The organism is Abyssicoccus albus (assembly GCF_003815035.1).
GTDB classification, from domain to species: domain Bacteria; phylum Bacillota; class Bacilli; order Staphylococcales; family Abyssicoccaceae; genus Abyssicoccus; species Abyssicoccus albus.
On record NZ_RKRK01000002.1, the window covers coordinates 399,909 to 412,191 of the forward strand.

13 protein-coding genes are annotated in these 12,283 nt (G+C 34.5%); 11 read left to right on the forward strand and 2 right to left on the reverse strand.

Annotation, left to right across the window (positions count from 1 at the left end):
• Positions 1-59: 59 nt before the first annotated feature.
• The 9 genes from tig (at position 60) to hemL (ending at position 9,656) form a co-directional block, all read left to right on the forward strand.
• On the forward strand, positions 60-1,343 hold the full coding sequence (gene tig / locus EDD62_RS01970; protein ID WP_123807330.1) for a trigger factor: 1,284 nt from the start codon (positions 60-62) through the stop codon (positions 1,341-1,343).
• A 145-nt stretch (positions 1,344-1,488) separates the two neighbouring features.
• Complete coding sequence (gene clpX, locus EDD62_RS01975) at positions 1,489-2,745, forward strand: ATP-dependent Clp protease ATP-binding subunit ClpX (protein ID WP_123807331.1); 1,257 nt, start codon at positions 1,489-1,491, stop codon at positions 2,743-2,745.
• 60 nt (positions 2,746-2,805) lie between these two features.
• Positions 2,806-3,399, forward strand: a complete 594-nt coding sequence (gene yihA / locus EDD62_RS01980; RefSeq protein ID WP_123807332.1) for a ribosome biogenesis GTP-binding protein YihA/YsxC — start codon at positions 2,806-2,808, stop codon at positions 3,397-3,399.
• Between the two features lie 64 nt (positions 3,400-3,463).
• On the forward strand, positions 3,464-4,819 hold the full coding sequence (gene hemA / locus EDD62_RS01985; protein ID WP_123807333.1) for a glutamyl-tRNA reductase: 1,356 nt from the start codon (positions 3,464-3,466) through the stop codon (positions 4,817-4,819).
• Between the two features lie 12 nt (positions 4,820-4,831).
• Entirely contained in the window at positions 4,832-5,653 is an 822-nt protein-coding gene (gene ccsA, locus EDD62_RS01990; protein WP_123807334.1) for a cytochrome c biogenesis protein CcsA, read from the forward strand.
• 11 nt (positions 5,654-5,664) lie between these two features.
• Positions 5,665-6,588, forward strand: a complete 924-nt coding sequence (gene hemC, locus EDD62_RS01995) for a hydroxymethylbilane synthase (protein ID WP_123807335.1) — start codon at positions 5,665-5,667, stop codon at positions 6,586-6,588.
• 5 nt (positions 6,589-6,593) lie between these two features.
• Entirely contained in the window at positions 6,594-7,349 is a 756-nt protein-coding gene (locus EDD62_RS02000; protein WP_123807336.1) for a uroporphyrinogen-III synthase, read from the forward strand.
• Between the two features lie 40 nt (positions 7,350-7,389).
• Positions 7,390-8,373 (forward strand): porphobilinogen synthase, encoded by a 984-nt coding sequence (gene hemB, locus EDD62_RS02005; RefSeq protein ID WP_123807337.1) that lies wholly within the window; start codon positions 7,390-7,392, stop codon positions 8,371-8,373.
• A complete protein-coding gene (gene hemL / locus EDD62_RS02010; RefSeq protein ID WP_123807338.1) occupies positions 8,373-9,656 on the forward strand; it encodes a glutamate-1-semialdehyde 2,1-aminomutase in 1,284 nt (427 codons plus the stop codon). Before hemB ends, hemL begins: the two co-directional genes overlap by 1 nt.
• Positions 9,657-9,793: 137 nt before the next feature.
• Here hemL and EDD62_RS02015 read toward each other — a convergent pair whose 3' ends face one another.
• Positions 9,794-10,714, reverse strand: coding sequence for a glycerophosphodiester phosphodiesterase (locus EDD62_RS02015; protein WP_123807339.1), 921 nt, complete (start codon positions 10,712-10,714; stop codon positions 9,794-9,796).
• Between the two features lie 151 nt (positions 10,715-10,865).
• Between EDD62_RS02015 and EDD62_RS02020 the strand changes: the two genes are divergently transcribed.
• Entirely contained in the window at positions 10,866-11,132 is a 267-nt protein-coding gene (locus tag EDD62_RS02020; protein WP_123807340.1) for a DUF2129 domain-containing protein, read from the forward strand.
• A gap of 53 nt (positions 11,133-11,185) precedes the next feature.
• On the opposite strand, the gene EDD62_RS02025 is transcribed toward EDD62_RS02020, so the two are convergent.
• A complete protein-coding gene (locus EDD62_RS02025) occupies positions 11,186-11,596 on the reverse strand; it encodes a DUF7147 family protein (protein WP_123807341.1) in 411 nt (136 codons plus the stop codon).
• A 77-nt stretch (positions 11,597-11,673) separates the two neighbouring features.
• On the opposite strand from EDD62_RS02025, the gene rsmD reads away from it, so the two are divergent.
• Positions 11,674-12,255, forward strand: coding sequence for a 16S rRNA (guanine(966)-N(2))-methyltransferase RsmD (gene rsmD, locus EDD62_RS02030; RefSeq protein ID WP_123807342.1), 582 nt, complete (start codon positions 11,674-11,676; stop codon positions 12,253-12,255).
• Positions 12,256-12,283 lie beyond the last annotated feature (28 nt).

A 12,283-nucleotide genomic window follows, 5' to 3' on the forward strand; every position in this document is an offset into this window, starting at 1 on the left:
AAAAAATAAATGGAAATATCTATGAAGTATAGATATCTAAATATGACGGAGGTTTTTTTATGACTGCACAATGGGAGAAAAAAGAAGGAAATGTAGGAACGTTAACAGTTACAGTTCCGAGCGAAAAATTAGATGAAGCGCTTGATCAAGCATTTAAAAAAGTTGTTAAACAAGTTGAGGTACCAGGATTCAGAAAAGGTAAAATGCCGCGTAAAATGTTCGAACAACGTTTTGGAGTAGAGAGCTTATACCAAGATGCGTTAGACATTATTTTACCAGCAACATACCCACAAGCCATTGATGAAGTAGGGATTAACCCAGTTGCTCAACCAGAAGTAGATATTGAGCAAATGGAGCAAGGTAAAGACTTAATTTATGTTGCGAATGTTACCGTTGAACCTGAAGTAGAACTTGGTGAATATAAAGGGTTAACTTACGAGAAAAAAGATGATGAAGTCACAGATCAAGAAATTCAAGATGCGATTAACGCTCAATTAGAACGTAAAGCGGAACTTGAGTTGAAAGAAGACGGTGCAATTGAAGAAGGTAACGTTGCTGTGATCGATTTTGATGGTTATGTGGATGGAGAACAATTCGAAGGTGGACAAGCTGAAGGATATGAACTTGAAATCGGTTCTGGATCATTTATCCCTGGATTCGAAGAGCAATTAGTTGGTGTTAAATCAGGTGATGAGAAAGATGTTGTCGTGACGTTCCCTGAAGAATACCATGCAGAGAATTTAGCGGGTAAAGAGGCGACATTCAAAGTGAAAGTTCACGATATTAAAGAAAAGAATGTTCCAGAATTAACAGATGAGTTAGCGAAAGAATTAAATCAAGATGCTGACAGCGTTCAAGATTATAAAGAGAAGTTAGCGGAAGAGATGAAAACTCAAAAAGCAGAAGCCAATGAAGCTCAAATGAAAGAAGAGTTAGTTGTTAAAGCAACAGATAATACAGAAATCGATATTCCTGAAGCAATGGTTGAAACTGAATTAAACCGTATGTTACAAGAATTCGAACAACGATTAGCTCAACAAGGCATGAACTTAGAATTGTACTCTCAATTATCAGGTCAAGATACAGATCAATTGAAAGAGCAAATGAAAGGTGATGCCAAAGAGCGTGTCAAAACAAACTTAGTATTACGTGCGATTAGTGATGCTGAAAATATCGAAGTGACTGAAGAAGCGATGAATGAAGAATTAACTAAGATGAGTGAACAATTTGGTATTTCAGTAGAAGATATCAAATCAACATTAGGTGATTTATCTATCTTAGAAAATGATTTGAAAGTACAAAAAGCAATCGACGTAATCGTAGATAACGCAAAAGCTGAATAATTTACACGAATTCAATGATTGCATATATGAAGGACAGTTCAACCGTATGTTTGAGCTGTCTTTTGTCTATCTAATAATGGTGAGTGTATGATTTGCAACAATGGAATAACTTTAGTATAGTTTGAAAATGATGAGGTGAAAATATATGTCAAAAGATGAACAAACAACTTATAAATGTTCTTTTTGCGGAAAAGATAAAGATCAAGTTAAGAAACTTGTCGCAGGAAGTGGAGTATATATTTGTAACGAATGTATAGAACTATGTGCTGAGATTGTCGAAGAAGAATTAGCACAGGAGAAAGTATCAGAATTAATTGAATTACCAAAACCAAAAGAAATCATGCACCATTTAGATGAGTATGTGATCGGCCAAGAGAAAGCGAAGAAAGCATTAAGTGTCGCAGTGTATAATCACTATAAACGTATTAATCAAATGGCAGTGAATGATGACGTTGAGATTCAAAAATCCAATATTGCATTAATTGGACCAACAGGAAGCGGTAAAACGTTACTCGCTCAAACGTTAGCAAGAAGTTTGAATGTCCCTTTTGCTATTGCTGACGCAACAAGTTTAACTGAAGCTGGATATGTTGGAGATGACGTTGAAAATATATTACTTCGTTTAATACAAAATGCTGACTTTGATGTTGAAAAAGCTGAAAAAGGAATTATATACGTTGATGAAATCGACAAAATTGCGCGTAAATCAGAGAATACATCGATTACACGTGATGTAAGTGGTGAGGGTGTTCAACAAGCATTACTTAAAATACTAGAAGGTACAGTTGCAAGCGTTCCACCACAAGGTGGTCGTAAGCATCCAAATCAAGAGATGATTCAAATTGATACAACGAATATCCTATTTATTCTAGGTGGTGCCTTTGACGGTATTGATGATGTTATTCGTCGAAGAATCGGTGAGAAAGTGATTGGATTTGGTGGTTCAGAGAAGAAAATCGATGAAACGAAATCATTGCTTGAACAAGTTCGTCCTGAAGATTTACAAACTTATGGTTTAATTCCAGAATTTATTGGACGTGTTCCAATTGTTGCAAATTTAGATACACTTGACGTAGATGCATTGAATCAAATTTTAACAGAGCCAAAGAATGCATTAGTGAAACAGTATAAGAAGATGTTAGAATTAGATGATATAGAGCTTGAATTCGATCATGATGCTTTAAGTGCGGTCAGTGAGTTAGCCATTGAACGTAAAACGGGTGCACGTGGACTTCGTTCTATTATCGAAGAGACTTTAGTTGATATTATGTTCGATGTACCATCGAATGATGATATTCATAAAGTTGTGATTACAAAAGATACGATTGTCAATGAGCAATCACCAGAATTATATAATCAAGACGGAGAGCGTATTGAGTCATCTGAACAAACAAGTGCATAATATTTGATACCTGTACATGACTGAAGATGTACAGGTATTTGTTATGAAAGGAGTAATTAAATGAAAATCAATCCAAATAAAGTTGACATTATGACTAGTGGTGTCTCAAAAGCACATTATCCAACACATGGATTGCCAGAAATTGCATTAGCAGGTCGTTCTAATGTAGGAAAATCAACATTTATCAACGCTATTACTGGTCGTAAAAGCGTTGCGCGTGTTTCAAGTAAACCCGGTAAGACTCAGACGTTAAACTTTTTTAACCTAGATGATCAACTCGTTATGGTCGATGTCCCTGGCTATGGATATGCGAAAGAATCAAAAGCAAAACGAGCGGAATGGGGCAAAATGATTGAAGAATATTTCGTGAATAGAGAATGCCTGAAAGTCGTCATCCAGCTTGTCGATTTAAGACATAATCCGACGGAGGATGATGTGTTAATGTATGATTTCTTAAAGCATTATCAAATACCGACGATTGTCATCGCAACGAAAGAAGATAAACTGACGAAAAATAATATTAATAAACAACAAAAGAACATTCTTCATTCTCTTCAACTCGAGGAAGGTGACGAATTTATGACATTTTCATCCGTTAAGAAAGATAAAGTCGATGACGTATGGAATTTAATCGCTCAGTTCATTGGAAGGTAGTTTGTAATGATTATTAATAAATAGTATAATATAAAGTATTAATTGTGTTAACGGAGGGGTCATTATGCATACATTAGCTGTCAGCATTAATTACAAGACAGCGCGAGTTGATCTTAGAGAACAAGTCGCTTTTAACGACTCTAATATTGAAAAAGCAGTACTTGAGTTAAAAGATACAAAGAGTATATTGGAGAATGTCATATTATCCACATGCAATCGTACAGAAATATATGCTGTCGTGGACCAATTGCATACTGGTAAATATTATATCGCTAGATTTTTATCAGAGTGGTTTGACATAGATATCGAAGACATTAAGTCAATGATGACAATCAACGTTGACGCTGATGCTTATGAACACTTATTTAAAGTGAATTGTGGACTTGATTCAATGGTGCTTGGGGAAACTCAAATTTTAGGTCAAATTAAAGAAGCATTCGAACGCTCACATAAACTCGAAGCAACGGGGACAATGTTTAATAAGTTATTCAAACAATCGATGACACTCGCAAAGCGAGCTCATCGTGATACGAAAATTGCAGAGAGTGCAGTATCTATAAGTTATGCTGCAGTGGAATTATCACGTAAAGTATTTGATTCATTCACAAATAAGCATATTGCAGTTGTAGGTGCTGGTGAAATGGCAAAGCTTGCTATTGAAAACTTTAAAGGCCGCGGTGCAAATCATATCACTGTAATGAACCGTACAGAGACTAGGGCAATTGAAATAGCCTCAGACTATAATATTAAACATGCAGCGATTGATCGTATAACAGATGTTATTAATGATGCTGACATTATTTTAACAGCGACGGGCGCTACAGAGTATATTATAGGCGTTGATACACTTCAGCATGTTTCAAATAAAAATAAACAACGTGTATTTCTAGATATCTCCTTGCCTAGAAATATAGACCCGAATATTAAGCGAGAAGAGTCCTTATATTTATATGACGTTGATGCATTGAATGGACTGATTGATTACAATTTAAAAGAAAGACAACAAGCCGCAGCACAAATTGAACAGATGATTAATGATGAGCAACAACAGTTTACGAAGTGGCTAGATATGTTAGGTGTTGTCCCAGTTATCACTGCGTTGCGTGAGAAGGCGCTAACGATTCAGGCCGAGACGATGGTTTCAATAGAAAATAAAATGCCTAATATGTCTGAGCGTGAACGCAAAGTTATTTCAAAACATACGAAAAGTATTATCAATCAAATGTTGAAAGACCCTATTCAAAGTGCTAAAGAACTTGCTGGGGAGTCACATGGTCATGAAAAACTTGAATTCTTTATGGATATCTTTGATATTGAAGAGGACGTTGTCGCGCTCATTGAAGCGGAAAAAGATGAAGCAAAACGCGCTAAATATTACCGTATGAAACAGCTGTTAAATCAAGTGAAGACCATTAGATAAGGGGGATACTATATGAACCCTATGGATTTATTAAGGTTACAAGAACTTATTATATTTATCTACGCGTTTAGTTTATTATGTTTGTATTATGATTTTGTTTTATCACACGATAAAGTCCAAAAGCTTGGCATTTATACATTAGGGATTGTTTGGTTTAGTCAAACAATCTTTTTGTTTATGTTTATGATGCAACACCACCGTTTGCCAATGCATAGCTTAACTGAATCATTCGGGTTAGTTGCATGGCTCATTATGACGATTTCATTTATTTTTTTAAAATGGAGTCCATCAGATTATCTCATTTTATTCTTGAATATCTTTGGATTCATATTTATATCCATTAATATCTTTGCACCGGTGAAAGATAATACAATCGAAAGATTATTTATGCGTAATGAATTATTAAATATACATGTGACATTGGCGTTGTTGAGTTATGTGCTATTTCTTATTGCGGCATCACTTGGTGTGATGATTATGATTCAAGATAAAAAACTTAAAACGAACCAATTTGATAAAGCATTTAAACGTATGGGTAATTTGGCCAAAATGCATTTTTATAGTCGTGTTTTTATACTCATTGGTACTTTGATGCTATTAGTTAGTCTGATTTTAGGTTTACAGTGGGGGATATATTATATCGGATATAGTATATTTTTAGATATTAAAGTTATCATGTCTATTATCGTGTTTATTTGTTATATGTTATTGATTTTATTATCATTAAAGTGGTACAAAACATTTTCTCATTTTGCGAAATATAATGTTGGAATTTTTATCATTTTATTATTTAATTTTATATTTATTACAATGTTTTCAGGGTTTCATTATTAGGAGGTTAAAGCATGCCGAAATTTATCGTTGGATCTAGAAGAAGTCAACTGGCATTAACGCAATCGAAACAGTTTATTAATACATTGAAACAAGCTCATCCAGAATTAGATATTGAGATTAAAGAAATTGTCACTAAAGGTGACGAAATTGTAAATGTTCAATTATCTAAAGTTGGTGGTAAAGGATTGTTCGTCAAAGAAATCGAACAAGCATTATTTAATAAAGAAATTGATATGGCAATACACAGTTTGAAAGATGTACCAAGTGAGTTGCCAGATGGACTTCAAATTTCATGTATTCCATCTCGAGAAGACCGAAGAGATGCATATATCGCCAATGATCATTTGAAATTAAAAGATCTTGCGCCAAACTCAGTCGTCGGTACTTCATCTCTTAGACGTGGTGCCCAAATTAAGTCAATTAGACCCGATGTTGAAATTCAATGGATTCGAGGAAATATCGATACTCGATTGAAAAAGTTAAAAAATGGACAATACGATGCTATTATATTAGCAGCAGCAGGGTTACACCGCATGGGATGGTCTGAAGATGTCATTACTGAGTACTTAGAACCAGAATTAATGATTCCAGCGATTGGACAAGGTGCACTCGGTATTGAAACACGTGTAGGCAGTGATATTGAACATTATTTAAAGTCTGTTCATGATGATGAGACAGCACGTACTACCACTGCAGAGCGAATCTTTTTGGCACAAATGGATGGAAGTTGTAAAGTCCCTATCGGTGGCTATGCAACGATTAATGAACAAGATGAAGTACAATTTACAGGTTTAATTATGTCGGAAGATGGTCAAGAGAAATATATGCATACAGCCACTCATCATGATGCGAAAGAAGCAGGATTACTTGTGGCAAAAGCTTTGTATGAACAAGGAGCGAAAGAGATCATCGACCGATTGAATGAGGAAATGTAATTGACATGAAACATGTCTTAATGACGCAAAGTAGAATGGGTTCATCATTGGAATCTAAAATAAAATCTCATGTTGATCTTGAAGTGTGTCACATTCCATTCATTAAATTTATTCAAAATCAAATCGATACATCTGAATTACGTAAACATGTTGATGCGCTCATTTTCACAAGTATAAATGGCGTGAAATATAGTCGTCATTTGCTCAACGAAATATCGTATGAATATGTGATTGCGATTGGTCATAAAACGAGTGAATATTGTAAATCGAAGCATATTCATGTGGATTATATATCGGAAGATTCAACGCAAGAAGGCATCGTTGACCTCGTTCGTCTTATCAATCAAGATAAGATGGTGATTAAAAGTGTGTTATTACCTACTTCTAATCGGTCACGAGATGTGATCGAACAATGTTTGAACACTCAACAGATTACTGTCCAAAAAATTGAAGTCTATGATACAGTAGATAATAAACAAGCATATATTAAATTGGAACAATTTTTATCAACAAATCAATCATTTACAAAATATTTGATGTTAAGTTCTCCAAGTGCTGCAAATCATTTTGTTACACTTATTTATCAACTCGATAAAAAATATCAGGATTACATTGAGCAGTTGACGATAGTTGTTATTGGAGCGATTACTTATGAAGCAATTATGTCTGAGTTAGCAAAATATGATATTCAGGTGAAGCAAGTAGTGATTTCAGCCCAACCAACATTTGAATCAATGGTTGATCGTATTGTTTCAGAATAATATTTAAACACAATATTTAGAAATAAAAAAAAGGGGAGATATAATGTTTGACCGTCACCGTAAATTAAGAAGAACGCCAACAATTCGTAAAATGGTGAAAGAAACACATTTACATAAAGAAGATTTAATTTATCCAATCTTTATCATTGAAGCACCGGATCAAAAGAAAGAAATTCCAAGTATGCCAGGAATTTATCAGATTTCATTGAATCGACTTGAAGAAGAATTAGACGACGTATATCAACTTGGTATTCGTTCGATTATTTTATTTGGTATTCCACTGCATAAAGATGCGTGTGGTACAGAGGGGTATCATGATCACGGCATCATTCAAGAAGGCATTCGTAAAGTGAAATCATTATATCCAGATATGGTCGTCTTAGCGGATACATGTCTTTGTGAATATACCGATCATGGTCATTGTGGGTTAATTGATGAACATACTCACGATGTGAAAAACGATGAAACTTTAGAATTACTTGTAAAGACGGCTGTATCACAAGCTAAAGCAGGTGCTGATATTATCGCGCCAAGCAATATGATGGATGGATTTGTAACGTCCATTAGACAAGGTTTGGACGATGCAGGATTTGAGCATATTCCAATTATGAGTTATGGCATTAAATATTCATCAAGTTTTTACGGGCCGTTTAGAGATGCAGCTGAAAGTACTCCGTCATTTGGTGATCGTAAAACATATCAAATGGACTCTTCAAATCGACTAGAAGCGATGAGAGAACTTGAGAGTGACTTAATGGAAGGTGCTGACATGATGATCGTCAAGCCCGCTTTAAGTTACTTAGATATTATCCGTGATGTACGTAATTCGTGTAACATTCCAGTTGTTGCATACAATGTGAGCGGTGAATATAGCATGGTTAAAGCAGCAAGTGCGAATGGTTGGATTGATGAACGAACGAATGTGATGGAGCAGATGACATCGATGAAACGAGCTGGAGCAGATTTAATTATCACGTATTTTGCAAAAGACATTTGCAAATATTTAGATGAGGAGAGAGTGTAATGAGTTTAGAACAATCGATTAGACATTACAAAGATGCTGTAGAATTAATGCCGGGTGGTGTTAACTCACCAGTAAGAGCTTTTAAATCAGTTCAAATGGATCCAATTTATATTGAAGAAGGACAAGGCGCAACGATGACAGATATCGATGGTAACTCATACATTGATTACGTATTGAGTTGGGGGCCACTTATTTTAGGACATGCAGATGAACAAGTTGTAAATGCATTACAGACAGTCACGGCTAAAGGTACAAGCTTTGGGATGCCATCGGTACTCGAAAATAAACTTGCGCAACTTGTTATTGACCGTGTTCCTTCAATCGAAAAAGTGAGAATGGTCTCTTCAGGAACAGAAGCAACGTTGTCTGCATTAAGATTAGCGAGAGGATATACGAAACGCAACTTAATTTTGAAATTCGAAGGTTGTTATCATGGACATTCAGATTCATTACTCATTAAAGCGGGGAGTGGTGTTGCGACCTTAGGATTACCTGATTCTCCAGGGGTCCCAGAAGGTATTGCGAAAAATACAATTACAGTCCCTTACAATGATGTTGAAAGTTTAAAACTTGCTTTTAGTAAATTTGGTGATGATATTGCAGGGGTAATCGTTGAACCGGTTGCTGGAAATATGGGCGTAGTCCCACCTGTTGAAGGTTTCTTACAATCATTAAGAGAGATTACAACTGAACATGGTGCATTATTAATTTTTGATGAAGTGATGACCGGTTTTAGAGTGGGGTACCATTGTGCTCAAGGATATTTCAATGTAACACCTGATTTGACTTGTCTTGGTAAAGTGATTGGTGGCGGATTACCTGTCGGAGCATACGGTGGGAAGAAAGAAATTATGGAGCATATTGCACCAGATGGGCCAATCTATCAAGCTGGAACATTATCAGGAAATCCATTAGCGATGACAGCAGGTTATGAGACATTAAGTCAATTAACTGAAAAAAGTTACGAACACTTCAATCAATTAGGTGATTTATTAGAAGAAGGATTAATACGTTTGAAAGAGAAGTATAACATTCCGTTAACGGTGAATAGAGCTGGAAGTATGATCGGATTCTTCTTAACGAATGAAGAGGTGAAGAACTTTGAAACAGCTCAAACGAGTGATTTAGATCTATTTGCAAAGTTATACCGAGCGTTGATAGAGGAAGGTATTTTCTTACCACCATCACAGTTTGAAGGAATGTTCTTATCTACTAAGCATACTGAAGATCATATTAAAGAAACATTGAATGCATTTGATCGAGCATTTCAAAAAATTTCTTAAACTTTAGATACAATGAATTTGATTAATATATCCTATTAGATTAAATATTTCCTTACTTAAGTAAACAAAAAAAGCCCTCCAAATGATATATTATTTGGAGGGCTTTACGATTGAGTTTAAATTAAAGTTTAAATAAATTAATAGCGTTGAGTTAACAAGTGTTGAGCGATATCAGGTCTATCTGTCACAATTGTATGTGCACCTTTTTGAATTAAATCATCCATCTCATCTAAGTTATTCACAACATAATAGCCTGTTGCTACATTTAAACCGTGTAAGAATTTAATAAAGCCTTTTGTTGCTAATGATAATCCATTTGCTTTCACTGGCATTTGGAATGTATTCGCTTTTGGAATATATAGATGACCAAAACCTGAATTATAAAGCATAAATGCTTTAGTGACTTCACTCTGACCAGCGCCAAGTGCGATATCATCTTCAACGTATAAAGAGAAACGTTCAATTTGAGCATCGTTAAAGCTTGTAACACAAACTCTATCTTTAGCATCTAATTTGTTGATTAAACGGTATAACACACTTGGAATTAAACTTCCTTCATATGTTTCAGGATCGTCTTTCATATCAATGTTAATGCGCATTTCTGGGAACGCATTTAGCAATTCCTCTAACGTTACAATTTTAGCATCGTCTTGACCTCTGTATGGATGCTCTCCATTAACATCCTTGAAGTGATAACCGAAATCTAATTCACGTAACTCTTCAAGCGTATGATTACTAATACGACCCGCACCGTTACTTGTACGATCAACAAACGCATCATGGAATACAACGATTTGCTCATCTTTAGTTAATCGAACATCAACTTCGAAACCATCCACATTGTGTTCATTTGCTAATTTGAAAGCAGCCATCGTATGCTCTGGCGCTAATTTCATACCACCACGATGAGCAAATACGTATGGAGCTACGCCATTAAAGAAAGGTTTAATTGGTTTCGCTTTTTGTTTAGAAGTTGATTTTGTGACAACCCAAGTTGTCCCAATCGCTGCACCGATTAATGCAGTTACTCCAAGTAATCCTTTTGTTAAGTTGTTCATATTAATTCCTCCAACAAGATTATTTAAAAATCGTACGGTACTTCTTTATTTTATCAAATACCATGTTAAACTTAAAGAAAGTCACATTTAAATATCATTCAAATGGATTTAAATATATTAAATAAAAAACATTTAAAGAGTAGGTGTTGATATGGATAAGATTGTCCAAAGACAAGGACTTTATATTTATTTATCCGATTTAAAACATGTGAAACAAGTTAGAAAATTTGGTCATATCATTTATACTCATCCGATGGATCAATATGTGTTGTTATATACTGAATCAAGAAGATTAAATAAAACTTTAAAGAAATTAAATCAACTCAAATGTGTTAAGCAAGTTTTATTATCACAATACAAAGAAATCCCAACAACCTATGAAAAAGAAGATTATGAAAAAGGTGATTTTAAGTTTTAAGCCATTGTGTATAATCTAAATATAATCTTCAATAAAATAATAAGCATCATATATTAATAATTAAAATCTAGTGGTTTTAAAAGATGATAGTTTCTAAACAATCCAATTAAGTAATGTTCATATTGACTGAATGATGCGAAATTATCACTATGTTTTACCGTGAACTCGTGGATATGGTTAACAGATGTATTACTTTTTACAATATCTATAAATTCTCGTACACGCTTGGAATTGTGTGTTGGATCATATTTAATGCCTTCGAATGAGCCATATATAGGTGTGAATTGACCAATTTCAGTTGGCGATAAGACGATTAATAATGATGTATGCATTGTATTTTTTTTTGGATGTTCGCTATGGAGAATGATGCCATGTTGGATCCTGTCCGGCATATGTTTAATCAATGTATGGATTTCATATAAATCACCATAGCCTTCACCAAGTTTAATGATGTGTTGTGTCATAGTACACGCTCCTTTAATAATTTAATTCAAAGATATTTATGATTGAGACAAATAGGTCATGTTGAAAGGTGAGTCATATGAGAATTATTAGTGGTGAATACAAAGGGATACAGTTAGATGCCCTAAAAAATAATAATACACGACCGACTAGTGATAAAATAAAAGAAAGCATGTTCAATATTATAACACAAGATGCATTAAGTAATCGCATATGTCTTGACTTGTTTGCAGGTAGTGGTGGACTTGGTATAGAAGCGATATCACGTGGAGCAGCTCGTGTATTTTTTATAGATGGTAGTTATCCAGCAATCAAAATAATACAAAAAAATATTAATAAGTTAAAAGGGCTCGCGTCCGAAAGAAGTGAAGTGTATAGAACAGACTATAAACGAGCGATTAAAGCATTGAGTAAACGTGACATAAAGCTTGATGTCGTCTTTTTAGACCCTCCTTATCGGAAAGACTTAATTAAAGATGCACTTAAGTTGTTGCATGAGTATCATGTATTAAATACAGGTGCGCATATAATGATCGAAGCGGAGAGTTCTTTAGCTTTAAATGATGATGAAGAATTATTAGTAACATACCAATATGAATATAAGAGTAGACATCCTTATGGTGATATTCAATTACATTATTTGATTTATCATGGCTCATAATTTAAGCATTATCATGATACAATGTGAG

Bases quoted from the DNA above. Each gene is read 5' to 3' on its own strand.
- ccsA (WP_123807334.1), top strand. From the start codon at position 4,832: ATGAACCCTATGGATTTATTAAGGTTACAAGAACTTATTATATTTATC.
- clpX (WP_123807331.1), top strand. From the start codon at position 1,489: ATGTCAAAAGATGAACAAACAACTTATAAATGTTCTTTTTGCGGAAAA.
- yihA (WP_123807332.1), top strand. From the start codon at position 2,806: ATGAAAATCAATCCAAATAAAGTTGACATTATGACTAGTGGTGTCTCA.
- EDD62_RS02015 (WP_123807339.1), bottom strand. From the start codon at position 10,714: ATGAACAACTTAACAAAAGGATTACTTGGAGTAACTGCATTAATCGGT.
- rsmD (WP_123807342.1), top strand. From the start codon at position 11,674: ATGAGAATTATTAGTGGTGAATACAAAGGGATACAGTTAGATGCCCTA.
- hemA (WP_123807333.1), top strand. From the start codon at position 3,464: ATGCATACATTAGCTGTCAGCATTAATTACAAGACAGCGCGAGTTGAT.
- EDD62_RS02020 (WP_123807340.1), top strand. From the start codon at position 10,866: ATGGATAAGATTGTCCAAAGACAAGGACTTTATATTTATTTATCCGAT.
- hemC (WP_123807335.1), top strand. From the start codon at position 5,665: ATGCCGAAATTTATCGTTGGATCTAGAAGAAGTCAACTGGCATTAACG.
- EDD62_RS02025 (WP_123807341.1), bottom strand. From the start codon at position 11,596: ATGACACAACACATCATTAAACTTGGTGAAGGCTATGGTGATTTATAT.
- hemL (WP_123807338.1), top strand. From the start codon at position 8,373: ATGAGTTTAGAACAATCGATTAGACATTACAAAGATGCTGTAGAATTA.
- EDD62_RS02000 (WP_123807336.1), top strand. From the start codon at position 6,594: ATGAAACATGTCTTAATGACGCAAAGTAGAATGGGTTCATCATTGGAA.
- tig (WP_123807330.1), top strand. From the start codon at position 60: ATGACTGCACAATGGGAGAAAAAAGAAGGAAATGTAGGAACGTTAACA.